The sequence below is a fragment of the Paenibacillus sp. CH40 genome, from assembly GCF_024213605.1.
In the GTDB taxonomy this organism is placed as follows: Bacteria; Bacillota; Bacilli; order Paenibacillales; family Paenibacillaceae; genus Paenibacillus; species Paenibacillus polymyxa_B.
Window position 1 is genome coordinate 240,438 of the sequence record NZ_JANAVQ010000003.1, and the last position, 23,361, is coordinate 263,798.

Here is a 23,361-nt window from a genome sequence, read left to right on the forward strand (position 1 = left end):
ACGTTCTTCATAGATACGATATATTTTTGGAACAAAATATACAAGGTTATACCCAAATAAACACAAAAGCAAACAAAGTTGTACGTCATCGTACGAACTTCGCTTGCTTTCGAGGGTTATGGAGTATCATTTATCGTGGTTGCAGCATCCACCGTCGTGGTCACAGGTTTGTTCTCCTGTTCAAAAAGATTCTGTATGAAGCGCTTGAGCTTTCTTTCGTCTACACCCAACACCTGCGCACCCTTAATGGTTTCACCGCGCACCAATTCATTCGGCGGGATTTGCTGCTTCGCTACTGTTGTTGCATCGATATTAAAGCCCAATGAAGCCAATTGCAGCATTTCCGTAGTGCTGAGATTCGTTTCAATATAAGGAGAAATGCTATTTAAAATACTCGGCAGTTTAATTAGAGATGAGGTTGACTGAATTTTACCGCCAAGCTCGGTAATGAATTTGCGTTGCCGTTCCGTACGCGTAAAATCGGAAGTTGCATCATGACGGAAGCGTACATATTGCAAGGCTGTTTTACCGTCCATGTGCTGCATTCCCTTTTTCAAATCAATATCAAACTGGTGTTTATCTGCCTTGGAGGTATAGTGCATATCTTTTTCAACATCCAGGTCAATACCACCCACAGAATCAACCAGCGCAATAAAGCCATTAAAATCAGTATATACATAATATTGAATCGGTATGCCCAGCAGGTCGCTCACGGTCTGTCTGGTCAAATCCGGTCCACCGTAGGAAAAAGCAGCATTCAATCGACTTTGCCCATGACCTGGGATATTGACGTACGTATCACGAAGAATCGACATAAGTGTAGCCTTTTTCGTAACCGGATCAATAGAAGCAACCATAACGGAGTCAGAACGCCCTGAATCCTCTCCACGGGAGTCGCCGCCTAGCAGCAGAATATTCACTCTTTCTGTCCCATCCCATTCCGGTGGGAGCGATACCTCTACAGGTTGTACATTGGTTTGAGTTTGTGCCTGCGGTTTGAATTTCGAATCCTGTCCGGAAGCAACCGAAATTTGATTCGTAAAATGATAAATAGAATACGTATAATAACCGCCCACTAAAAGAACCGCTGCAGTCACAGAAATGCCTAACCATTTTAAAAATTTTCGCATATTTTCGGGTAACCTCGCTTTTATTCATCATCGTTCGGCTTTTAAAAGCATACCCTTCCTGCAAGTTATCTGTCAATTTGTGTCGTCTGTTCTAGTGGTCGTCCGCATACCATGGATTCAAATGGACAAGCACCTCATAAACCCGCGGTTCCCGCTTCATAACAGCCCCCTTAATCAGTCGGATAATATCGTGTCCCTGCTGAATCGTCAAAGAGGCATCCACTGAAGCGCGGATATCCACGATGATATAATGGCCGTGCTCACGGGCACGGATACGGTCAATACGTTGAACCTCGGCTACACTCAGTGCGGCTGCGGCGTAGCTTTCAATTTCCTCCGTTGCAATCGCTTTTTCCATAAGTACATCTATGGATTCACGGCCCATTTCCCACGCCAATTTCAGAACTAGCAATGCCACTACAAATCCCGCAATAGGGTCGCCGTAAGATAAGATTGAAATGCTCCAGTGCTCCCCAATTAGCCCTAAGCCGATACCCAGTACAGCAGCCCCAGAGGCGTACACATCAGCGAGATGATCTTTTGCCGTTGCAATAAGACCCTGACTATTGGCCGCTCTCCCGATACGAATCGTGTAAATATACAGCCACTGTTTCCAGAGCAAGGAAATAATAGCGGCTACCAATGCCAGTATATGCTCCTGTGGCATCGGTTCGAACAGTGCTGCAATGGAATGATAGCCGATAAATATGCCCGCTCCAAACAATATGACCGCCACCACGCTTGCACCGATCACTTCTGCTTTGCCGTGACCATAAGGATGATCCTCATCCGGCGGCTGGCTGGATATGCGCATCGCTCCCAGTGCCGTCGCAGAGGCAATCACGTCTCCGGCATTATGCACACCATCGGCTACCAGCACCTTACTGTTGAACATAAGTCCTGTAATAATCTTAATGCCGGTTAATAGGATGTTGCTAATCAGGCTGATCCATGCTGAGACCATGGCGCGCTTGCCCATATCCTGTTCCTGCATGATGTATAACCCCTCCAAATTTATCTTTTGAAAAATGTATCCTAAACGCTAATCGTGTATTTCAAGGTAGCTCCGCTACTCATGTCATCTTATGGTGCCGCTCCTTCAGCGGTATGGATGAAGATTACAATAGCCCCGGAAGATGAGCCTCCCCGGGGCTATTATGATAACCATAGTGGAGTATTCTATGAGAATACTCCTGTTTTAACTATCTGGACCGTCCGCGACGGCCTCCTTGTCCTTGACCACCACGCGGGCCGCCTTTGGCTTGTCCACCGCGGCCACCTTGGCCTCCGCGTGCAGAACCGCCGCTGCTGCGGTCATATCCACCGCGTTCGCTGCTTTGTCCTGCCGAGCGGCCCTGACCTCCGCGTGCAGAACCGCCGCTACTGCGGTCATACCCGCCACGCTCGCTGCTTTGTCCTGTCGAGCGGCCTTGGCCTCCGCGTGCAGAACCGCTGCTGCTGCGGTCATATCCGCCGCGCTCGCTGCTGCCGCGGCTAGAGCGACGTTCGCCGCTTGCACTGTCACGACGGCCCGCCTGTTCGCGGCCGCTGCCCCGGCGCCCACCGCCGGAGTCGTTGCCGCCGTAGGAACGGCGGTCGTTTCTGCCCGAACGGCGTTCTCGACCCTGCCGATCAGCCGTATCGGAAGCAGGTCTACGCTGTCCGCCGCCCTCACTGCTGGTGAATGTGACACCAGCAACTCTTTGGATGTTCCGAAGCTCTGGAACATCCCTTGGCGTCGCGAGCGTCACCGCCACGCCTTTGCCTCCGGCACGGCCGGTACGCCCGATGCGGTGGATGTAGCTTTCGGCATCCTGCGGCATGTCATAGTTAAAGACATGCGTGACGCCTTCTACATCCAAGCCGCGTGCAGCTACATCAGTCGCTACGAGCAATTGGAGTTTCGCTTCCCGGAACGCCTTCATCACTTGCTCCCGCTTGTTCTGGGACAAATCTCCGTGAAGCTCACCGCTCTCGAAGCCCATCTCTTGCAGCTCTTCGTTCAGTTTGGCAGCTCGTCGCTTCGTACGGCAGAAAATAACAGCCAAGTACGGACGATCTGTATTCAGCATATCCACCAATGCCTGTTGCTTACCACGGTCTGTTGTTTGCACAACGACCTGACGGATTTGGCTCACCGGAACGGAAGAAGCGGATTTCACTTTGACATCTACGGGTTCGTTCATATATACACGAGCCAGCTTGCGAATACCGGCTGGCATCGTAGCGGAAAACAGCATCGTCTGTCTCCGGTAAGGAACCTCCTGAAGAATCGTCTCCACATCGTTCAAAAAGCCCATGTGTAACATTTGGTCGGCTTCGTCCAGGACCAGCATTTTAATGCCACCCAGATCCAGCGTGCCACGTCTCAGGTGATCCAGCAGTCGCCCAGGTGTACCAATAATCAGTTGTGCGCCGCCTTTCAGTTTACGAAGCTGACGCTCTACGTCCTGTCCTCCATATACAGCCAGTAATGACAGGTTCGGCTCCGTAGCAGCCAAGCATTTTGCTTCCTCCGTAATCTGAAGCGCCAGTTCACGCGTAGGTGCAATCACGAGCGCCTGTGGGTGTCGCTTATCCAAATTCAGCTTTTGTAGAATCGGCAGTAAAAACGCAAGTGTCTTCCCGGTTCCCGTATGTGCCTCGGCGATAACATCCTGACCTTCCATCAACAGTGGAATCGACTCCTGCTGTACAGGAGTTGGGGATGAAATTCCCTGTTCTTTTAAGGCTTCTACCCAATGCTGCTCTACGCCTAATGCTGCAAAATTCTTCAAGTGGTATTCACTTCCCTTATCTGTATTCAATATGTGTCACGTAAAATAGGTTCATGTGCCATATGACATCTATCGTTCCATAGTTCAGAATTCCCATTTTTGTATCGGTTCTCATTCTACCCTTTTCAGGAAGGGAGCTTATCCGTTATCGTTGAATCTGTTCATGTAACCAACATACGGCCGCCATGCGGCTCAGGCCCGTTCCATGTATGACTTTCCTAGTATACGCGAAGTTGAACTGGTTTCCAAACGATTTTAATGAACAGTACCACAGTCAATGTAAAAGGTGAATTCAATCTTCATGTCATATATTATGGTATAAGAATTGGTAATTCATGAATAAAGGATGGATGCTTGTGGTTAACAACCTGCAAGAGCTGCTCCGCATTGTAACCGATGATGAATTGATTCCGCTGATGCTAGCTATCGAGGCTCCCAGTATCAAATCATCCTATAACAAAGGGACAACGCCGGAAGTGTACATTCTTTTGTCCAATGACCCCATGTGCCAATCTTCTAATCATTGCGGCATGCTCGTTTCAATCCGTCAGGACGTTTATGAAAATATCGACCAAGCAATCGTCGAAGACGTTATGATGAAGCTGAGCCAGTGGTTAAAGGCACACAAGCTGCTACACAGCCCGCGTAACTTTTATGCTGGCAGTAAAGCACGCGCTATTATGGATATTGTTCCATTTATGCTCGAACAGGATACACCGGATATGAAGTATATTTTTCAATCGTGGACTCCGTTCCCTTTACCACACACTTAAACAATCCGCCATACCATTAACCCTAGGAGGCTGCAATTTATGCAAATTCAAGTTCAAAAGGTTGAAAAAAAAGAGAACGAATATCTCATTCATTATCAAGCCGGGGGAGCGTTGCCGTTCGTTCCGCATGATATTGTTCTGATCCATGGCAAACAGTATTTTATAGGCACGATTTTGAAAGTAGAGCCGGAACAAGCCCTTGTACGTATCAATCCAGAATATGAAGACCAACTGGCAGGGTCCATCGGACTGGAACTGGCTTTCTCTCCAACCGTTTCTATTCAAGGTGCAGACAGCATTGTTGAAAAGCTCGGCTATTTTCCTCCCTTTCATTATGACCGAATTACGGCTGCTAATATGACGAAAGACCAGATTACGCTGACGATTGAGCTATCCTACGCTAGCGTGCTTGTCCCTAGATCACCGGATCTGGAGCCTTCGGCTGAGGCACCTGTAATCCCTGAAGCTCCAGCAAAAGACGTCCCACGCTATGCAGTGACTTTTACATTTCTGGAAACCAAAGAACATGTATTAACTCCTGTAGAAACAGAAAACATCATCTTGCAGCTTGATTTCCGCTATGAAGAAGCAGACATGGTCGTTGATATCGATGCCTTGTCGGGACTGTCAGGTAGCTTTCTGTGCAGAGGTATCCGCGCAGAGATTAAGGAACTGAATGAATAAACAGGAGGCTCGCGAGCTGTTACGTTGTCATTCTTTTATTCACGATGATCTGGATCATCCCAAAATGCAAAACGGATTTCTAGGGATGCTCCGCCCCTTCCAGGGAGAACTGATTGAGGATAATTTCCATGAGCTGATGACCATCATTGAAGTTCTGGCAGATGAGTTGGAGAAACCATCCGTAGAACGGGAGCTGATTGCCGCTCTGTGGGGGATTTGCCAATATACACGGGCATGGGCATTGTATCCTGATAGTATGCTGCAGCGAAACAATCTGCTGACCGTAGCGCAGATCAACACCCTCGACGATTGGATGGATACGATCTCCTATGCGGTTATGGTGCTGTTGGAGGGTGGCGGACCGGAAGAAGCTTTATCGAGCTACAGACATGAGAGTTGATCCGCAGTGATACATATTTCTTAGTCAAGGAGGCCGCTTTTGCATTGCTTCGCGCACATAAAAGCATGCCTTTCGCACAACATGCTCTGAAACAATTAGTAGAGCATGAGGAATTCGGTGCATCTGCCAAACGGGAGCTTTCCACATCATCGACATCCAAAGGAGAATCACTCTACTTATGCGTGTAAGAATATTTATATTCATATTGATTATCGGAATTATATGTGTGCCTGCCTATTTCATTATGAGCAGCTTTGGGTTATTTCAAAATGAAAAGGTGCTTGTACATTACAAGCTTGCCATTGAGGTAAAGGATAAAAAGTATGATGCCTGGCCTTTAATTAGCAGCTATACCGCTATAGATAAAAAAGGGGACAATCGTCAGCTCTACTATCAGGCGGAGGGCTCAGGCATAGAGTATCTGTTTCAACTAGCCTACGGACACTATGAACTCCGACCCTCCAAGGAAAATCCCTTTCTGGACGGGGGAGTCCACTACACCATGGACCATCCTGAGTATGTGCGTGAGGAAAAGCAGTATGAGAATGCTAACGACTACACGGAATTAACCCATTATTACAATCAGCAGGAACAGATCATTTATACCTATAATCCCGAAGCCAAGCTCGATAAAACATACGTCCGTTCCATCATCACCGCTGGGATGACTCGCACAACCGGTAGATCAAGCCGTGCGGTAAAGGATGACTATATCAATATCAGCAAGCTGTTTAAGGATAAGCTAGGAGTAAATGTAAAGGTCGATGTGGATGAGGACAACAAAATCGTCACCTTATCTATGACATGATCTCACAAATGATGCCCCACTAGCGATTAATGATGAATTTCTGGATGAAATCAATCATGTCGAGAATGCTTTGTTGATTGGTGCAGATGCGGGCGACAATTTCTACGTTCTGATATGTAATGAATACACCGCGTATGTGTACTACTGGGACCGCACACATCTTCATGCTTATGATGACAAACTGAACTATGATATTGCAGAGCAGGACCAATGTGGACATTTGTATCTGGTGGCAACAGACTTTACAACGTTATTTAACCAGGTAATTGAACGACTCAACGAGCAGAAAGGGAGGTCTACTAATGACAGAAATACATAATCCTAAATGGGGACCGGCTTATTTGGAAGGTTGGGTTGTACCCGAAAACCCGGAGGCATGGATTGAGCAGGAGTGGACAGGTAAGCTCCGTTCACAGGCCGGACATACGAAATTCCACATTTTTTATTATGGAGAGCTTATGGACGAGCTTATCGCTGTAACTGAATTTGCACCCCAGCTCATTATTGCAGAAGATGCAGTCACAGGTGAACAGATCGTGATTTTTGACGGAACCCGCCATGGTTACGATGCTCTGCTATGCGAAGTTTATACCAAGGAACAGCAGAACAATCGCACTCCCCTGCTGCCCTATCTGGACGAAGATGGTGAAGATACTTTCGAGGTAAGCTTGACCGCTTTTTATAATGTGGATTGGGATGACGAGTTTGCAGACGATGTGGATGAGAATGGACAGTTAGAGCTGATCAACGGCGAACGATGCGATTTTGAAGATGCGAAGCGGAACGGCTATGATGCGATCAGCATTACGATTACCAGCGCTAAAGGTCTAAAAACAGAGATCATTCAGGAAGAGCTGGCCTGACGATGGTGTTCAAAAGAATCAAGCATCGGGAAGGCGATATTTTTGTTATTCCCATGCATGACGGCCGATTTGCGGTATGTCAGGTGATCTGCGCACTGTATGGTAGATTCAAAAAAGCGTTGTTAAAAAGGCTCGAATGTATAAGGGAATGGTGTACGATCTGTGCCCAATACCGACTTTACGCGCTCTTCATCCACCAACGCTTCGACGAGGCTATACAAATCCGAGGCTGCATACCGAAAATTGCCCCATGTGCGTAGATTCAAAGCATAGATTGGGAATTCTCCCCGTTCATCAGGCGATTGAATATCCCAAATCAGCAGGTCATTCCCTTCACTGGAAGCGAAGGGAACCGCATGCTCCAAAAGTTCTGGAAAGCCATCTGGCTCCAGCGCCGCTTCTTGTAAAACCTCTTCCGATTCGAGTAAATCATCAAACCAGGCCCGCCAGTCATGATAACGATGAAGCCATGAATCCGGGTGATCGCCAAGAGGAATATGAATGTTCCATAAGCCGCATAGTCGCCCGTAACCAAGAGTTTTGACATAATCTATATAAGAAGGCGGAAAACCCATACCATTTTCAAAACGATGTTCTATTAGAAAAGTCTCGTCATAATAAGCCTGAAACTGCGGACGTTGCAGCCCTGTAAAAATGCTCATGTTCGCCCTCTCCTTTTGCACGTCCTATTCACCTTTTCACCCTTCGGTGCATTGAAAAGGCCATTTTCAAGTGTTAAAATGGGAATAAGATGTATATTCTAAAAAAAGAGTGAAGATGCGTCAACATCCTCACTCTTTGGCAACAGCCGCTTTTAAGGGCGGTAGCCGTGTCAAAGGATGATCATTGAAATAGACCGCTTGCCTTTGTCGAGGGCGGTCTATTTCTTTTTATGGAAGGAAAGAATCAGGACCGTCACCTCCTTTACAGGAGACTAGCCGACCGCCCATCTAAGCCATTCTGTTGTTGAGGAATATTATAACATATGAATCATAAAATTTACGTTTTTACGCTCTTTCCGAAAAGGAGGAACGAATATGGAGCAAAAGCGCTTCAAAGATGAACATGGATATAAATATGACTTTGCCGCCGTGATCTGGAGAGGAGAACAAGTAGCTGTTCACTGTCCCCGTTGTCAGGGCCAAGCTTTTATTTCCAGATCCAAAAAAGACTGTTATTACGTTGTTCGATGCTCTCATTGTTACTACACGTATCAGCAGCCAGAATCTTATACATTCTATGCACGCGGCGTATGCAACCATTGTGAGCGGTATTTTAATATCGAAATCCATGATGACCGAACGAAACTCCATAAAAATACGAATATAAACTGTCCGCACTGTGAGACACGCAATCAGGTTCCGGTGCATCGTGTTCAATCACGCGAATGGCATACGGACGTGATCCAAAACGGAAAAGACCCTATTTTCCAGCTCCAGCTGTACTTCCTTGATTACTATCGGGGTAAACCTGTCTGGGCTCTTAACCGGATACACCTGAATTACCTGCTCTCCTATATCTCTGCCGAGTTGCGGGAAAAGCCTACATCCGGTATGATGCGTACGGCTTCCCATTCCATTCCCAAGTACATTAAGGATGCGAAGAATCGCCAGGCCATCTTAAAGATATTACAAAAGCTACAGCATAAGCCACCGGCTAAGAGAGGAGCCTCCATACATGAGCATACAAACTTTTGACAGCCTTGAAGCACTGGTCCATGCCGTTGACCAAACAGAAATCAATGAATGGGTATTTGCCAATCTGGAACGTGTTCAAAGTAATCCGCTCAATTCTACCTACTACATCATTCCCGAGGAAGAATTGTGGGAGCTGGAGGATGCCGGTCTCACCGTCACCAATCATCGTGATGAAAGTATCCCTACATCTCTGCCAGACCATCACGTGCAATCTTGGCTGGAGGTGGCGACTGTACAGGATGTCATTGAAGTGTTACGCCACAGCGGAAGCGAGCCGGATATTGAACGCATTGCGCAGGGACTGCGATATTATCATGAATATGATGCTTTTATGGAATAAGCGTCTCCAGCAACTCTTTCACCTCAGGGACAGCCTGCTTCAGGCTGTTTTTTAGTTTCTTCGCGCCACCCCATATACGATAAACAAGCACCTCTTGTTCATAGTCCTCCAGCTTCTCAAGCTCCTCCACCAGTACCTGTGCCTGCTCTACAGTTTCGATTCCGGATGACTTCAGGGGTTTGGCAGACTCGTTGCTTGCCAGTAGAATCCTCGTCCAAACGGGGATCGTGTCAGGTGTTAGCCCATGCGCTTCGGCAAAAGCAGCCGCGTAACCATCCTGTACGGACTGATGCTCACTGTCCACCAGCTTCATATAACGATTCACTAATGGGAAATAGTTCGTTCCTTTCAGTCCTAATCCCATTACCGCATAGGTTCCCGGCATCGCCGACTTTTCACCGGGCTCTACATCGTTATACCATTTGAATTCTTCCATCACGGTTTCGGCATATTCAGCCAGCAACGGATGCAGTGACGGATACTCAAGTGCATTGGCGAAGAAACGATGTAGCGTAGATTTAGCCAACTTGGGTACAGGCAGGTAGTTTTTCACCTTGCTTTTGAACTTCATCCGATATTCCTTGGTAAAGCCCTTCTTTAAAATATCGCATAAATATACAAGTGCTTCTCTATAGCTTTCTTCTTCCTCTGAACGAATCTGAATCTCCAATGTTTGCAAAATGTCATTAGCTTGGCAGATGACTCGCTCGCTTGTATGTAACGCTGGGATGCTTCCTGATCCGCTCTCAAGCCACACGGAAGCCTGCTCCGAGCCTAGCTGTGCAGCAATCTCCAAATATTTCTGCCGTGCATCGGCATCGGTCGAACCCACCCGCATCGCAGTAAGCAGGAACATCTCCATGGCTGGCGCGGGAATTTCCGAAGGGAGAATATCGGGCTTCACTTTATAATCCAACCCATAGCTTTTTTCCCGATCCGCATATTTCAGCAAAAATTCATCTTCAGCCCAATGCTTTAAGCCACTGCTGAGCTGATACCTCCATGCTTCCTCACGCTTGCGGCTGACCTTCACTTTGGCATCCATTATATGGAGCAACTCATCCACCCGCTGGGCATCTATAGCGTACAAATGAGGATCAAGCAAGTGTCTCACTAAGAAGAAATCGTCCTCTTCCTTCGGAATAGCTCTACTGGAGGGGTTGAGCTTCTGCTCCACAAACTGCTGGATAGTGGCTAACAGTTGCTGCCGTTTATCTTCATTTAGGAGTGAGAATGTAAAATGATTGGCCTTATTCTCCAAGACCACTTCCAGATGAAAATCCAGCCGATAACGAAAGAACATGGAGCTGAATTCTTCCGAATTAAATAGCGCCTCTATCCGTTCCCTAAACACAGGCATCCATTCGTCCTGAACCTGCTGCAGTGTTACCCCCTTCGTAAAACCAGAAATCTCCATGTTCGGTCTACGATGATCCCAATCAAACGGTTCGTAGGTATCCACCCACAGCCCATCCTTCTTACAGGTAACTTTTAAGTATTCATGAATCCCTTCGTGAAGGACACTTTTGATTTGGAATTCGGCGATGCGCTTTTGCTCAGAAGCGTACGCCTCATCAATCGCCTCAAAAATTGGATCTATGTAGGCTTGTACCCCTGATGTTGTCATAAGATGTGTTCCTCCTTCATCCCCTCACAAATTGTAGTTCCTATGGAATTAAGATAGACTAATCTATAACTATTTTATTTCCTAATTATAGCATATCTCTCATTTACTTTTGATCTCTATCCCTATAGATAGAGTGCCGGAAAGCAGGTGCATCCTACATGTATTGGGTTTCCACACAACATACGACGGTGGCTGCCGATGAACTGACAACTTTTGAACTACCTATGGATTAACTTTACCCCCTTCCTATGTAGCATTCCTCACCCGCTACGGGCCGGGGACCTATTGCGGCCTGCTAATGATTGAAAGGCCTGATCCTCAACTATTGCAAGCCTATGCGGATTACGAACTGTGGACGCATGATGATAATTGCCCAATTACAGCGCAGCAGCTGGGTGAGTGCGTGGTCATTGGCAGCTCCATAGATGGTGACTTCCTAGCGATTCACCCTCAGGTCGAAGGCTTGCTGTGGCTGCCAACGAGCAAGCCCTGGATTTCGCTCCGGCATCCATACAAGCATTGGCTCAGCAGTTTAAACAGCATTTTGCCTCAAATCTATGGATTGAAAATGAGCATATCTGCATGGCTTTTCTTCAGACTCTATGCGGATACGTGCGTTTTAACTATGCATATGGACGCGAAGTGGCGATCATTTATGAACCGAAAGCGATAGCACTTCGTGATGAAATTCTAGCATTCTTGCAAAAAGAGCATTGTCGGGTTGTAGAGTAAGAGGAGGACGAATACGAATGACAGTACATTTTGCACAAACCTTAGAAAAACTGGAACAAGTCGTTGATCGTCTGAGACAAAGTGGGATGCCTGATGTGGTATACCAATGGACGGAGGGGATTTCTACAGGTGAACTAACTGAGCTGGAGGAACGGCTGCGGATGCCTTTGCCTGCCTCCCTGTCTGAATTAATACAGCGGTGTGGCAGCTTAAATTTACTATGGTGCCTCCCCCCACACTGTATTGTAGCTGATGGACCGGAGTGTTCATATAAAAACAGCAATGATCTTGAACAAGAGCAGATTATCCTAGACGATATCACAGGAGAATTTGGCTGGAATCATGAGTATATTGGCTATTTTACATCCTATGGGGAAGATACCGATTCAGCAGCGGACGAGCAACGATATCTGATCCTTAATTATAATGGTGCGGGTGATCCGATACTGCTTGATATGGCGACATCCACTACAGAGCCAGCGGTGTTCTGCTATCATCACGAGCTGGACCAGTTCACGCTGCTTGCGGAAAATCTACCTGCCTATATAGACACCATGCTCACCTTGCATGGGCTATGGCTATGGGATTGGTTTAAAGTGGCCGATGAGCATGGCATTCAGCTAAACAGCCCACCACTGCAATTCTGGCTACGCTGGTTGAACATGTTTTGCACGATGAAACTGGAGGATGCGCAGTCGTTGGAGAAGCTGATCCATTACACCACCATGCATGGCGTAGATCATCCTGCTGTGTTGCAGGCTTTTCAAGCCTATGATCCAAAGGATATTTTTCTTGCCTGGGAGCAGCACTGGCAGAACATTCAGCATAGCCAGGTTCCATTCTCTACTTGGGCCGTTTTGGTAGGGGAGACCGCGGGGATGGGGGCCGCTAATTGGGTCCGCTCCTTGTGGGAACCGGAAACCGCGCAAGCATGGACATCTTTAGCTCAAAACAATACCCTACATGCTAAGGGTGCATTTGTGTCCACACGTGCCTATCTGAGCGCCCGTTGCCTACCCGAGCAGGAAGGCTTGGTATGTGTTTGCAATCACCTGCTGCTACAGGATTCGGCTGCAGAAGACAAATTAGAAGGATACACCGCTAATGGGCAGCTACAGCATTTTCGTTCACCACAGATCATTAACTGGATGCGGGATAAAGTCAATCATCCGGTGGATGGCTGGGCAATACTTTTTGCTCACTCCCGTCCTACAGCTGAGCAGTTGATTGAATGGCTATCCGATAGCGAGCTTCATCAGAAAATTGCAACGGAGGCGCTGGATATCATGATTCATCGGGATCTCCTTCCCGCTCTGGAAGCAGACGCTTGGGCCAATATCTCAGATCTGCTTCTTGCTTCTTTACAGCTCGTTATGCTCAAAAAAGATAAACGGCGCATTGAAGCCGTGCTTAAGCAGCTTTCAGACGCGGATTCGCATGTACAGTGATGCGAGGTAAAGAAAGTTAGCCGCTGCGTCAGCGACTTAACCCTCTGAGGAAAGTATCTATAGTGAATGCGATCAATTCATCATTGGATTTTGCCATAGGAAGTTCAAAATTCAGGAGCAAAGAAGTCAATCCGTGCAGCATGCTCCATACGGATCTGGCGATCAGGCGCTCATCTCCTTGCATGATGCAGCCTTCCTCCATAGCGGCTTTGAGCCCAGCTTCAAGCAGCTCAAAGCCTTTAAAACGCCCACTGTCTATAAGGCTGACTAAGCTTACAGATTCCAGGTTGCTGATAAACAGGATGTTGTAATATTCCGGGTTAGCCGTTCCAAAACGAACATACGCATCAGATACCGTTTTCAGTGTGTCCAGAGCGTTCAATCCCGCTGCCTGTGCTTCATCCACACGCTGCTGAAGAGCCTGCAGGAACAAGGTATTTCCTTCTACCAGCAGTTCACGGACCACGGCTTCCTTATTGGCAAAATAATGATAAATAGTTGTTGGTGAATATTCGATCTGATCTGCAATTTTGCGCATGGAGACTTCGGCATATCCTTGATTCAGGAAAAGCGACCGGGCGGCCTCAATGATTTTCCGGCGGATCTCACTGCTTTCACGTTCTCGGCGTTTGATATGTTTCATGAGTAGATGTACTTGCCCTTTCTGCCTACCCCAATTTGGCGGCGATACGATCAGCTTCCATTATACCCGAGTTCATAACCCCTTGAAACCCACCCCCAGGCTGTGTCCAGGCCCCTACCAATGACAGACGATTCACGGCTGATTTGTGCTTCAGTCTTTTTATACCGGACTGCCGGACCGTTTGTGCGTAGCCATAAACGGCCCCGTCGGGATTAGCGGTATAACGCTGCATCGTGCGCGGTGTGCCCAACTCGGCCACCACTACCTTGCTGCGAAAACCTGGATACAGCTGTTCTAGACATCCCAGTATCTGCTGTGTCACGGCTTCTTTTTTGGCTTTATATTCGGGACGTGCGGCAGGCCAGTTCTCCAATCTGTCCAAAAATGTAATTGCAATGACACCCTTTCCCGGTTCATTGAGCTTAGGGTCCATGGCGTTATAATTTGTGAGCATCCAGTTGCCTTTGGTATACTGGCCGCTCATCATAACTTCATAGTCTTTTTCCGAATCCGGCTCATTGCACAGGATTAAGTCTTCTTCGGTGATGCCAAGCTCATGAGGCTCACATGATAATCCCAGATATAGCTGGGTGAGAGACGTGCCAGTCTCCAGACTGCTGACAGCTTCCAGCTCACGACGGGCAGCATCATGGTTTTCCAGTAGGCGGCCATACGTATGATGGGGACTGATACCAGACACAATCCAGTTGGCTTTATATACATCGCCTTTTTTCAATCGGACTCCAACTGCTTTACCGCGTTCGAGTATAATCTCAGATACTTGACTGCGCAGGTGAACTTCTCCTCCCGCTGACTTAATAGCGTCAACCAATGCATTGGATAAAGCCTGTGCGCCTCCCTCAATGTAGTACGTCCCCTCCAAATGATAGCCGATCCAGGGAATGAAAAAATACAAGGCTGCAAGCCGTTTTGGAGGCAATCCATAATAGGCCCACAGCGCGGTAAAAAATTCCGTGAATCGTTCAGACAACCCGAATTGTCTTACAGCTTCCCAGGTTGTCATTTGCGTCCAGCGGAAGAAGGTTCCTGCTTTGAGCAGGCCAACCGCCTTGCGCCAGGAAGTGAGAGTAGAAAAAGCAGAAAAGCCTGTTTCAAAACGGCGAATGCCCGCGAATAAACTGTCAATGCCTGACACCTCAGCAGGAAACATATTTTTGAGGAGCTGCACATACTCCTGAACATCGGACGGAATATCAATGGTCTGTCCTTCCCAACGAATGGAGTAAGGGTGCTTTTTGCGGAGAGGAACAATTCGCTGGTCCGCATTGCAGTCCTTTAACAGCCGACCGAAGCTGCCCTCCTCGAGTCCGCCGACACCGTGCAAGGAGACATCAAAGGTATATCCCTTTCTTGTAAATTCAGTTGCGAAACCGCCAGCCAAAGTATGGCTTTCAAAAACAGCTGTTCGGTAACCGAGCGCGGAAAGTCTTGCTGCACAGGACAAGCCACCCAGTCCTGCACCGATGACAATAACATCGTATTGGTTCATGATTTCATCCCCTTTTGTTAACATCGTTATATAAGTTAACACTGTTAAGTTAAGGAGATTATATACCACAATATTACCGTTGAAAAGCCCGGTATCTTGGTTGCCCGCTATAGATGAATACCATGAGTTCGACATATCCACTTCTAATTGCAAGTTGCTTTAAGGATTTTTGTAGAATCATCCGTAACGAAAGTAAAACTTTTTTTTAAAAAACACCCAAAAATGTAGCGCTTTCACTTGTCAGATTCCAATGAAGGTGTTATCCTTCAAGTGGGATTGTTACTGAAAAGGCAAAACCCGAGTACACACGTGTACCCGGAGTTTGCCTTTTTTTGATTTGTATGAATTCCACAGCTTACAGTCAACCATCCCGAACATGTAGTAAGCGCTTTAAAAAATGACACCAAAGGAGATTAATCTCATGCAAAGAAGACGTTTTGCCCTTGTTTTATTATCTTTCGTGTTCATGTTAACGATCTTTTTCCCATCCTCCAGCTCTGCCGCAGCAGCCGATGTCCCAGCGCCACAGGCTACCCTGCTTACTCAGGTACAGCCTTTGGGTGAAGTCGTTTCTGCTGTCGTACTGAAATACAGCACCAATATTGACGGGGCATCCTTATCCACGTCCAGCTTTCAGGTTCAATCTGTACTCAATGATGTATATACCGACAGAACCGTAACCGGTGTATATACCAATGATACTGGAGCCATCACCAACCGCAGTACTTATGGTAAATATGTCGTGATTGAGCTGGATACACAAGATAAAAATGCAAGTACCCTTACTTACGATGCAACAAGCGCAGTTAACCGCATCAACACGCTGAATTATACGATTAGTCAAAAGAAAGATATTGCAACTTCAAAGAAAACAGTCATCCCAGCCTCTACACAGACTGTAAAAGCAACGGATAAAATTACACCAATCGTGGACGATTTCCAAAAAAACACCTTTGAAAATAAAGAAGGCTTCAAGCTGAACTACTTTACATTTGAACCTAAAGTAGAACCAGGCAAAACCTACCCGTTGGTTGTATTCCTGCACGGAAACGGCGAACGCGGTGATGGAAACGGAGTCAACCTGTTAGCGAATGCTGGTGCTGTCACTTGGGCTTCTCCTGAGCAGCAAGCCAAACACCCATCCTTCGTCATCGCTCCTCAAAGCCCGATTGACCTGGAGCATAAATTCATTTGGGCGGATGAGCCACGCAACAGCGCTGTAGCCGATTTGGTACGTGATACGGCGTTAAAATACCCGATCGATACCAACCGAATCTATATTGTTGGTATTTCTCAAGGAGCCATGGGAACGTGGAGATTGTTGGAAAAAAATCTGGACTTGTTCGCCGCAGGTGTGCCGATTGCCGGTTTGACCAACTATGAAAAAGCCGTTAACATGTATGCGCCTGTTGAACCTACACACGTCGAGGCATTGAAAAACGTTCCTATTTGGGCCTTCCATGCTGCAGACGATACCACAGTAAGTCCTAAAAACTCGCAAGAAATGGTCGCTGCCATTAAAGCACAAAACGGAAACCTCATTCACTTCACTGAATACGAAGCAGGGATTATCAAACCTACAGGACACTTTTCCTGGGTTCCCGCTTTGCAAAATCAGGATATGATTGAATGGCTGTTTGCACAAAAGAAATAAATGTAGTTTTTGTATTAAAACCGAACTTAAAAGTTTCATATTGTGCCACTACGCAGTCGGATAGTGCTTCCCATCGCCACCGCCCCCGGATTTCTTGAACAAAGCCTTTTATAGAGTAGTAATCCGGGGAGGTGATGCTTCCGAAGCGCGCTTTCCTACGGAAAGCTTTTAAAGCGATCGCTTCGCTTGTACAGCACTATTCCGTCTACTCCGTTTTTATGTTCATTTTGAGTTTGGTTTTTTTATATCTCCAAATAATGCGCCAGAACGGTTCGATACCCGCCTGGCGCTTTTTTATTATTCAAAAAAAGACACCTACTTTCCTGTGTACCACCATCAGGAAGGCAGGTGCAATATCAAAACGAGGAGACTGAAAAATTTGACACTGGTATTGCCATTTGCAGTTAACTTGGAACCTGCTACTTCGCGCGTTTCGCAGCTTTGATCGTTCTCAAAGCTCGTCTGCGGGTTACCTTGTTCGGACTCCGAAGCTGTCTTCTGGCAGTTGCCACATCTGCTTTAGCCATGTGCACATCACCATCCTATTCACTTAGGCTCATATTGGGAGCATGCACCTAAAGACTGTTATTAATGATTATGATTCTCATTATCATTTAAAATTATATAATGAAATCTACTATCATGCAAGAGCTTTGGGGGTGGAAGTATGTATCTTTATTAAGGAGTTGCCAATGACCCCTTTCCCCCATATTAATAAAGAAGCGTTGGGCTTGTAGTCCCAACACTTCTTTATAGTAAAACAACAACTTATACTATGATTAATCCACTTTGCCGCCCTCTACGACCAATTGATCTGTAAAGCCTTCTCCGTAAACAGAGGTCAGTGTGTCCTTGTAGGCTTGATGCACAAAGTTTTCCTTGCCTAATGTAGCCAGCTCATTGTTGATCCAGTCTAATAACTCCTTATTTCCCTTTGCTACTGCGGGTGCAATCGTATCTTGACCACCAAAGGCCGGGATAGTTACGGTAAAGCCAGGGTTGGCTTTTGCCCAGGCGATCAGCTCTGTATTATCGTTGGCAATGGCGGCGCCGCGTTTGTCTTTGAGGGCTGAGAAGATTTCTGTGTATTGATCGAATTTAAGCAGCTTGATATCAGGGTAATTTTTCGTGAAATAGGTTTCAGCCGTTGTTCCCTTTGCGACAATCAGCTTCTGATCCGAATTCTTCAATTGGTCAATCGTGGTGATTGGAGCGCTATCAGGCGACACAATGCCAAAGGATAATTTCATATACGGGTTGGCAAAATCGACTTTTTCCTTACGCTCATCCGTCACCGTAAAGTTAGCCATGATGATATCTACCTTGTTGGATTCCAAATAGGCGACCCGGCTGGCAGCATCCACCAGAACAAATTCCACCTTGGACTCGTCACCCAAGAGATCTTTGGCGAACCGCTTCGCAATATAGACGTCAAAGCCTTGATTCTTCCCTTCCGAATCCACGTAGCCAAAAGGCGGCTTATCTGCAAATACACCTATTCGAATCTTGCCATTCTTTTTAATATCCTTAATCGAAGCAAATTTAGCCGAGCCTGAACTACCGTTGGTATTTCCGCCTCCTGCACATCCCGCCAAACCAACAATCAGCAAGCTCAAAGCCAGTAATAACGTCGTGAACTTCATTCCTTTTCTCATCTGTATTCATCCCCCTGTTTATATCGTTTCGTACTGAAATATATCCAGAAAGTGCTGGGCACGCTCTGTTTCCGGTTGGGTAAAAAATTGCTGTGGCGTAGTCATTTCGCATATCTGTCCTTGATCCATAAAAACGATACGATCCCCTACCGACTTGGCAAATCCCATTTCATGCGTCACGATAATCATGGTCATGCCCTGCTGTGCCAGCTCTCGCATGACATCCAGCACCTCTCTGACCATTTCCGGGTCCAAGGATGCGGTGACTTCATCAAAGAGCATAATTTCTGGGTTCATACACAGGGCGCGCACAATTGCAATCCGTTGCTTTTGCCCGCCTGATAATTGTCTCGGATACGCATCTTTGCGATCCAGCAGACCCACTCGCTCCAATAGCTGCTCCGCTTGCTCAAGTGCCTCCTGCTTGCTTCTCCGCTGAACTTTAAGCGGGCCGAGTAGTATATTTTCTAAGACCGTCATATGCGGAAACAGCTCGTAGTTCTGGAACACCATTCCGATATGCTGCCGCACCTCACGCCAATTCACTTTCTTATCCGTCAGGTCCTGCCCTCTATAACGGATATCTCCACTCTGGACCGGCTCCAGACCATTGAGACATCGGAGGAGCGTGCTTTTTCCACATCCCGAAGGACCGAGAACGACCACGACTTCCCCTTTCGTTACGTCCAGATTAATCTGTTGCAGTACTTTTCGGTCTTCGAAGCTTTTGTGCAGCCCTCGAATTTCGAGTAAAACCTCCACAGCCTCTCCCATGACATCCACCCCATCCTGCTAATTTTGCCATCTGCGTTCAAATCTTTTGGAAAGTCTGGATAACGGATAGCATACGAGAAAATACAATATGAAAATAAAGCCGTACACCCAGAAGGATGCCGAGGGCGCCTTGATTACACCAAGCTCAATAATCTGCTGCCCGACCTTGACCACTTCCACTACACCGATCAGCACCACTAATGAAGTGGTTTTGATCATCCGTGTCGCCAGATTAATAGAACCGGGAAGCATTCGGCGCACCGCCTGGGGAATGAGCACATAGCGGTATAACTGTCCATATGTCAATCCCAATGCCTGCCCGGATTCCACCTGATGCTTGGGCAGTGATTCCAATGCACCACGAACGATGTCACCAATCTCGGCCGCTCCCCACAGGCTGAATACGATAATTGCTGTCAATTCCCCGCTGATATTCACATTCAACAAAGGAGTAAATCCAAAATATACGACATACAACCATACCAGAATTGGAATAATGCGGAATGTCTCCAAATATAATTTCAGCACAAACCGAATCGGTCTTGATTTTAAGGTGCGCAGCAACCCCATCAAAATGCCTAGTAGAGTACCGATAATAATGGAAAGTAACGCAATCTCCAGCGTAACGAGCAATCCCCCTAATAGACGCTCGAAATTGGAACCTTCAAAGAGCACATTAATCCCCGAATTCAGCATATCGCACCTTCCTTTCCACCCACGTCAGCAGTATCGACAAAGGTAAAAGCAGGACGAGATATGCCAATACCAGCAGAATTAGCGATTCTGTTGTTTTGTAGTACATGCCAATCAGGTCTTTTGCGACATTCATCAGATCTAATAAGGCAATGGCGCCAACAATGGAAGTCTCCTTGAGCAAAAATATCGCATTCGCTCCCAGAGACGGAACACTGATGGCAAAAGCCTGTGGCAAAATAACATATCTCGCCAGTTGTATCTTGGACAGTCCGAGACTCAGCCCGGATTCCGTCTGGGTTTTACTCACTGCTTCCATTCCCCCACGGAACGCCTCAGCCATATAACCCCCGCCCAAAAAGGTCATGCCCACAATGGCACACGTCATTTCGCTCATATGCAGACCTATTTTCGTAAACCCGTAATACAGAAAATATAACTGTACAAGCAGCGGCGTATTTCGGGAAAGCTCAATATAGGCAACAACGATGCCGCTAATTCCCCTTACCTTGTAATACAGTACTGTGCTGCACAGCAAACCGACGACTAATGAAAATAGAATAGCAAAAAAGGCGATCTTCAATGTCAACCACATAGCTTCTCCATATAACGGCAAGCTCTCTACAATAAACTCCCAGTCTAAGTTCATATGTGTATACCTTTCGATTTTCAATTATTCCTATGTACTTGCTCTGCTTAATAACAATGATTGTATTCCTGCCCAATTATTACGTCAATACTTTGATGAAAATTTGTCATATTTATCTATGATTCAGGAAGAAAAGTGTTGTTTTATTTCAGAAATAAATAAAAAAAGCTTGAAATGAATAAATTTCATTTCAAGCTTTGATTTATGCTATACGATTCATCATACGAGCGGCTCGGTAACAAGAGGGCCGCCGAGCTTCTCTACAATTAAACGGCTCTCCTCATTTAATCCCCGCAGGGTGATGGATTTGCCGGATTTCGTATACTTTTGTAACACCTTGCCGATGGCAGTAACTGCGGAGTGATCCCAAATATGGGAATGACTGAAGTCCACCACGACACGTTCTGGATCATCCGAAGGTTCGAAATGATCGACAAAATGAGTCGTTGAAGCAAAAAACATCGGACCCCTGACATGGTACACCTTTTCGTCGTTGTTCTCCGTTGCGCTGATGCGAATTTTAGCCATTTTCCAGCCAAAATGCAGAGCACTCAGCAGTACGCCTACGATCACGCCCTTAGACAAATCATGCGTAGCCACCACAATGATCACCGTGACCACCATAATAAACGTGTCCGCCTTGGGTACCTTAGCAATGTTTCGGAGCGATTTCCAGTCTACGGTTCCGATACACACCATAAACATGACTCCTACCAATGCACCCATTGGCACTTCCTTTACAACCCCGCCAAGCACGAGCAGCAGAAAGGCCAAGAATACCCCAGCCGTAAAAGTGGACAAACGCCCTCTTCCACCTGAGCTGACATTAATGACGGATTGTCCGATCATGGCACAACCACCCATACCACCAAAAAAGCCATTTACAAAGTTGGCAATCCCTTGCCCGCGGGCTTCCCGGTTTTTATTGCTCTTCGTTTCGGTCATTTCATCCAAAATACTGGCTGTCAGCAGCGATTCCAGCAGTCCAACCAGTGCCATCGTAAAGGAATACGGCAACAAAATCCGCAAAGTATGCCACGACCACTCAATTTGCGGCAAATGGAATGAAGGCAGCGAGCTGGTTAGCGTACCGATATCTCCTACCGTTTTCACATTCAATCCAAATACATACGTAATGATCGTCATGATGATGATTGCCGTCAATGGAGCAGGAATGCTTTTCACAAATCTCGGTAAAATATACACAATGAGCAGCGTCCCCGCTACCATCGCGTACATGATCCAATTAGCTCCATGAAAGTGGGTGAGTTGCGCCATAAAGACGAGGATCGCCAGCGCATTCACAAATCCGGTCATAACCGGCTGCGAAATAAAGCTGATAAAGCGACCTATTTTCAAAACACCCAGTAGCACTTGAATGATTCCTGCCAAAATGGTAGCTGCAAACAGATATTCCACGCCATGATCCTTCACCAGGCCAACGACCAGTACCGCTACCGCTCCAGTAGCTGCCGAGATCATCGCCGGACGTCCACCTGCAAAAGAGATGACAATTGCCATCGAGATGGAGGCGTACAGTCCGACCATGGGATTGACCCCTGCAATGATCGAGAAGGCAATCGCCTCGGGAATTAGTGCTAGCGCCACGGTCATGCCCGCAAGTATATCGGCCCGGATATTACCGAACCATTGTTGTCTAAGATTCATACCGTCTCGTTCCAGCCTCCTATATTTACGGAGAGTAGCGTGTTGACTCGCACCCCGTGTGTTTCGGGTCTCCGTCCAGCGACCAATCGCCAAGGCTCTCCTATCATTCAGTTCGTCTCTCTCAAACGAACCCGGTCCGTTACATTCAGTCCATCATTATAACGTAAGGAATTCGCAGAGACGAATGAGTTAAAAGGCTGTTTACAGAAAGAAATCATCTATTTCCTTGAAATAACGATCATTATCTTCATCTTATTCGTTTTCTTATAATTAAAATTTTCGCAATTTCTGTACAAGCTCCGATAGGGATTCAGCAATCTCAGAGTTCGCATGCTGCTGGAGTAAGCTTTCAAAGTCAGGCAGTGCTTGCTTCAATAATCGATAACTATAGTCATAATAACTCCAAAAAGCTACCGGATCATAACCGCGTGCTTCTTCCTCTTCCCACTCCAGTTCATCTTCTTCTGGATCGCTGTCTGCCGGCCATAGATATTTTTCGTCCAGCAGCATGGTTAGGGATTCTACAGACTTCTGTGAATCCTCTTGTGCGTTTTCCATGTCCAATGCTCCAACAACCGCATGGTACAGTTCCAACTCACTCCGCGTGATATCATCCGAATTTCTCATATGCATATTACGCAATAAGAAAAGTAACACCCATGGCGTAACCTGCCACAATGTGCCTTGATGCTCTATCAGATCAGCAATGGCTGCGTACTCCCCGTTGGATATCAATTGTGGCAACTTCGTGCCCCTACCATAAGGAGTAGTCAGGCGGTGCCATGGCACATCTGCAATTTGGAGATTATTCATCTTATGTGTATCCATAAGTTTTC

25 protein-coding genes are annotated in these 23,361 nt (G+C 46.7%); 11 read left to right on the top strand and 14 right to left on the bottom strand.

What is annotated here, in order from left to right:
* Positions 1-116 precede the first annotated feature (116 nt).
* The 3 genes from NLX73_RS11045 to NLX73_RS11055 form a co-directional block, all read right to left on the bottom strand.
* Positions 117-1,130, bottom strand: coding sequence for an LCP family protein (locus tag NLX73_RS11045; protein ID WP_013312376.1), 1,014 nt, complete (start codon positions 1,128-1,130; stop codon positions 117-119).
* Between the two features lie 91 nt (positions 1,131-1,221).
* A complete protein-coding gene (locus NLX73_RS11050) occupies positions 1,222-2,124 on the bottom strand; it encodes a cation diffusion facilitator family transporter (RefSeq protein WP_013312377.1) in 903 nt (300 codons plus the stop codon).
* Between the two features lie 208 nt (positions 2,125-2,332).
* On the bottom strand, positions 2,333-3,907 hold the full coding sequence (locus NLX73_RS11055) for a DEAD/DEAH box helicase (protein WP_254326166.1): 1,575 nt from the start codon (positions 3,905-3,907) through the stop codon (positions 2,333-2,335).
* A gap of 335 nt (positions 3,908-4,242) precedes the next feature.
* On the opposite strand from NLX73_RS11055, the gene NLX73_RS11060 reads away from it, so the two are divergent.
* The 6 genes from NLX73_RS11060 to NLX73_RS11085 all read left to right on the top strand — a co-directional run bounded on the left by NLX73_RS11060 (position 4,243) and on the right by NLX73_RS11085 (position 7,435).
* Positions 4,243-4,680, top strand: a complete 438-nt coding sequence (locus NLX73_RS11060; RefSeq protein WP_254326167.1) for a hypothetical protein — start codon at positions 4,243-4,245, stop codon at positions 4,678-4,680.
* A 39-nt stretch (positions 4,681-4,719) separates the two neighbouring features.
* Positions 4,720-5,364, top strand: coding sequence for an immunity 50 family protein (locus NLX73_RS11065; protein ID WP_250266845.1), 645 nt, complete (start codon positions 4,720-4,722; stop codon positions 5,362-5,364).
* Positions 5,357-5,764 (top strand): hypothetical protein, encoded by a 408-nt coding sequence (locus NLX73_RS11070; protein ID WP_254326168.1) that lies wholly within the window; start codon positions 5,357-5,359, stop codon positions 5,762-5,764. The genes NLX73_RS11065 and NLX73_RS11070 overlap by 8 nt, the downstream gene beginning before the upstream one ends.
* A gap of 178 nt (positions 5,765-5,942) precedes the next feature.
* Positions 5,943-6,572: a hypothetical protein gene (locus NLX73_RS11075; protein ID WP_254326169.1), complete on the top strand. Its 630-nt coding sequence runs from the start codon at positions 5,943-5,945 to the stop codon at positions 6,570-6,572.
* A 73-nt stretch (positions 6,573-6,645) separates the two neighbouring features.
* Positions 6,646-6,891: a hypothetical protein gene (locus NLX73_RS11080; protein WP_254326170.1), complete on the top strand. Its 246-nt coding sequence runs from the start codon at positions 6,646-6,648 to the stop codon at positions 6,889-6,891.
* Positions 6,875-7,435: a hypothetical protein gene (locus NLX73_RS11085; protein WP_254326171.1), complete on the top strand. Its 561-nt coding sequence runs from the start codon at positions 6,875-6,877 to the stop codon at positions 7,433-7,435. Before NLX73_RS11080 ends, NLX73_RS11085 begins: the two co-directional genes overlap by 17 nt.
* A 122-nt stretch (positions 7,436-7,557) precedes the next feature.
* Here the strand turns inward: NLX73_RS11085 and NLX73_RS11090 are convergent, their stop codons facing one another.
* Entirely contained in the window at positions 7,558-8,097 is a 540-nt protein-coding gene (locus NLX73_RS11090; RefSeq protein WP_254326172.1) for an HAD family hydrolase, read from the bottom strand.
* A 375-nt stretch (positions 8,098-8,472) separates the two neighbouring features.
* On the opposite strand from NLX73_RS11090, the gene NLX73_RS11095 reads away from it, so the two are divergent.
* The gene (locus NLX73_RS11095) at positions 8,473-9,132 is read left to right on the top strand and encodes a hypothetical protein (protein WP_254326173.1); all 660 of its coding nucleotides are present in this window, start codon (positions 8,473-8,475) and stop codon (positions 9,130-9,132) included.
* Positions 9,113-9,472 (top strand): DUF7716 domain-containing protein, encoded by a 360-nt coding sequence (locus NLX73_RS11100; protein ID WP_254326174.1) that lies wholly within the window; start codon positions 9,113-9,115, stop codon positions 9,470-9,472. Before NLX73_RS11095 ends, NLX73_RS11100 begins: the two co-directional genes overlap by 20 nt.
* Here the strand turns inward: NLX73_RS11100 and NLX73_RS11105 are convergent.
* Complete coding sequence (locus NLX73_RS11105; RefSeq protein WP_254326175.1) at positions 9,462-11,099, bottom strand: DUF6138 family protein; 1,638 nt, start codon at positions 11,097-11,099, stop codon at positions 9,462-9,464. The genes NLX73_RS11100 and NLX73_RS11105 overlap by 11 nt on opposite strands.
* Positions 11,100-11,567: 468 nt before the next feature.
* On the opposite strand from NLX73_RS11105, the gene NLX73_RS11110 reads away from it, so the two are divergent.
* Together NLX73_RS11110 and NLX73_RS11115 are read left to right on the top strand one after the other, a co-directional pair.
* Positions 11,568-11,831, top strand: a complete 264-nt coding sequence (locus tag NLX73_RS11110) for a hypothetical protein (RefSeq protein WP_254326176.1) — start codon at positions 11,568-11,570, stop codon at positions 11,829-11,831.
* Between the two features lie 17 nt (positions 11,832-11,848).
* Entirely contained in the window at positions 11,849-13,279 is a 1,431-nt protein-coding gene (locus tag NLX73_RS11115; RefSeq protein ID WP_254326177.1) for an SMI1/KNR4 family protein, read from the top strand.
* A 28-nt stretch (positions 13,280-13,307) separates the two neighbouring features.
* Here the strand turns inward: NLX73_RS11115 and NLX73_RS11120 are convergent, their stop codons facing one another.
* Both NLX73_RS11120 and NLX73_RS11125 read right to left on the bottom strand, forming a co-directional pair.
* Positions 13,308-13,922, bottom strand: a complete 615-nt coding sequence (locus tag NLX73_RS11120) for a TetR/AcrR family transcriptional regulator (RefSeq protein WP_061831995.1) — start codon at positions 13,920-13,922, stop codon at positions 13,308-13,310.
* A 25-nt stretch (positions 13,923-13,947) separates the two neighbouring features.
* On the bottom strand, positions 13,948-15,432 hold the full coding sequence (locus NLX73_RS11125) for a phytoene desaturase family protein (protein WP_254326178.1): 1,485 nt from the start codon (positions 15,430-15,432) through the stop codon (positions 13,948-13,950).
* Between the two features lie 421 nt (positions 15,433-15,853).
* Here NLX73_RS11125 and NLX73_RS11130 point away from each other — a divergent pair, with 421 nt between their 5' ends.
* Positions 15,854-17,086 (top strand): PHB depolymerase family esterase, encoded by a 1,233-nt coding sequence (locus tag NLX73_RS11130; RefSeq protein ID WP_254326179.1) that lies wholly within the window; start codon positions 15,854-15,856, stop codon positions 17,084-17,086.
* A gap of 419 nt (positions 17,087-17,505) precedes the next feature.
* Here the strand turns inward: NLX73_RS11130 and NLX73_RS11135 are convergent, their stop codons facing one another.
* The 7 genes from NLX73_RS11135 to NLX73_RS11165 form a co-directional block, all read right to left on the bottom strand.
* Positions 17,506-17,613, bottom strand: coding sequence for a putative metal homeostasis protein (locus tag NLX73_RS11135; RefSeq protein ID WP_158451783.1), 108 nt, complete (start codon positions 17,611-17,613; stop codon positions 17,506-17,508).
* Positions 17,614-17,865: 252 nt separating this feature from the next.
* Positions 17,866-18,741, bottom strand: a complete 876-nt coding sequence (locus tag NLX73_RS11140; protein WP_254326180.1) for a cysteine ABC transporter substrate-binding protein — start codon at positions 18,739-18,741, stop codon at positions 17,866-17,868.
* Between the two features lie 18 nt (positions 18,742-18,759).
* Positions 18,760-19,515: an amino acid ABC transporter ATP-binding protein gene (locus NLX73_RS11145; protein WP_165177831.1), complete on the bottom strand. Its 756-nt coding sequence runs from the start codon at positions 19,513-19,515 to the stop codon at positions 18,760-18,762.
* Between the two features lie 18 nt (positions 19,516-19,533).
* Positions 19,534-20,211: an amino acid ABC transporter permease gene (locus NLX73_RS11150; RefSeq protein ID WP_250266856.1), complete on the bottom strand. Its 678-nt coding sequence runs from the start codon at positions 20,209-20,211 to the stop codon at positions 19,534-19,536.
* On the bottom strand, positions 20,192-20,857 hold the full coding sequence (locus NLX73_RS11155) for an amino acid ABC transporter permease (protein ID WP_039271644.1): 666 nt from the start codon (positions 20,855-20,857) through the stop codon (positions 20,192-20,194). Before NLX73_RS11155 ends, NLX73_RS11150 begins: the two co-directional genes overlap by 20 nt.
* A 219-nt stretch (positions 20,858-21,076) precedes the next feature.
* Positions 21,077-22,525, bottom strand: coding sequence for a SulP family inorganic anion transporter (locus NLX73_RS11160; RefSeq protein ID WP_039271645.1), 1,449 nt, complete (start codon positions 22,523-22,525; stop codon positions 21,077-21,079).
* Positions 22,526-22,795: 270 nt separating this feature from the next.
* The gene (locus NLX73_RS11165; protein ID WP_254326181.1) at positions 22,796-23,353 is read right to left on the bottom strand and encodes a hypothetical protein; all 558 of its coding nucleotides are present in this window, start codon (positions 23,351-23,353) and stop codon (positions 22,796-22,798) included.
* Positions 23,354-23,361: the final 8 nt, after the last annotated feature.

Coding starts and splice junctions, on each gene's coding strand:
- NLX73_RS11045 (WP_013312376.1), bottom strand. CDS start 1,130: ATGCGAAAATTTTTAAAATGGTTAGGCATTTCTGTGACTGCAGCGGTT.
- NLX73_RS11050 (WP_013312377.1), bottom strand. CDS start 2,124: ATGCAGGAACAGGATATGGGCAAGCGCGCCATGGTCTCAGCATGGATC.
- NLX73_RS11060 (WP_254326167.1), top strand. CDS start 4,243: ATGAATAAAGGATGGATGCTTGTGGTTAACAACCTGCAAGAGCTGCTC.
- NLX73_RS11065 (WP_250266845.1), top strand. CDS start 4,720: ATGCAAATTCAAGTTCAAAAGGTTGAAAAAAAAGAGAACGAATATCTC.
- NLX73_RS11070 (WP_254326168.1), top strand. CDS start 5,357: ATGAATAAACAGGAGGCTCGCGAGCTGTTACGTTGTCATTCTTTTATT.
- NLX73_RS11075 (WP_254326169.1), top strand. CDS start 5,943: ATGCGTGTAAGAATATTTATATTCATATTGATTATCGGAATTATATGT.
- NLX73_RS11085 (WP_254326171.1), top strand. CDS start 6,875: ATGACAGAAATACATAATCCTAAATGGGGACCGGCTTATTTGGAAGGT.
- NLX73_RS11090 (WP_254326172.1), bottom strand. CDS start 8,097: ATGAGCATTTTTACAGGGCTGCAACGTCCGCAGTTTCAGGCTTATTAT.
- NLX73_RS11095 (WP_254326173.1), top strand. CDS start 8,473: ATGGAGCAAAAGCGCTTCAAAGATGAACATGGATATAAATATGACTTT.
- NLX73_RS11100 (WP_254326174.1), top strand. CDS start 9,113: ATGAGCATACAAACTTTTGACAGCCTTGAAGCACTGGTCCATGCCGTT.
- NLX73_RS11105 (WP_254326175.1), bottom strand. CDS start 11,099: ATGACAACATCAGGGGTACAAGCCTACATAGATCCAATTTTTGAGGCG.
- NLX73_RS11115 (WP_254326177.1), top strand. CDS start 11,849: ATGACAGTACATTTTGCACAAACCTTAGAAAAACTGGAACAAGTCGTT.
- NLX73_RS11120 (WP_061831995.1), bottom strand. CDS start 13,922: ATGAAACATATCAAACGCCGAGAACGTGAAAGCAGTGAGATCCGCCGG.
- NLX73_RS11125 (WP_254326178.1), bottom strand. CDS start 15,432: ATGAACCAATACGATGTTATTGTCATCGGTGCAGGACTGGGTGGCTTG.
- NLX73_RS11130 (WP_254326179.1), top strand. CDS start 15,854: ATGCAAAGAAGACGTTTTGCCCTTGTTTTATTATCTTTCGTGTTCATG.
- NLX73_RS11135 (WP_158451783.1), bottom strand. CDS start 17,613: ATGGCTAAAGCAGATGTGGCAACTGCCAGAAGACAGCTTCGGAGTCCG.
- NLX73_RS11140 (WP_254326180.1), bottom strand. CDS start 18,741: ATGAGAAAAGGAATGAAGTTCACGACGTTATTACTGGCTTTGAGCTTG.
- NLX73_RS11145 (WP_165177831.1), bottom strand. CDS start 19,515: ATGGGAGAGGCTGTGGAGGTTTTACTCGAAATTCGAGGGCTGCACAAA.
- NLX73_RS11150 (WP_250266856.1), bottom strand. CDS start 20,211: ATGCTGAATTCGGGGATTAATGTGCTCTTTGAAGGTTCCAATTTCGAG.
- NLX73_RS11155 (WP_039271644.1), bottom strand. CDS start 20,857: ATGAACTTAGACTGGGAGTTTATTGTAGAGAGCTTGCCGTTATATGGA.
- NLX73_RS11160 (WP_039271645.1), bottom strand. CDS start 22,525: ATGAATCTTAGACAACAATGGTTCGGTAATATCCGGGCCGATATACTT.
- NLX73_RS11165 (WP_254326181.1), bottom strand. CDS start 23,353: ATGGATACACATAAGATGAATAATCTCCAAATTGCAGATGTGCCATGG.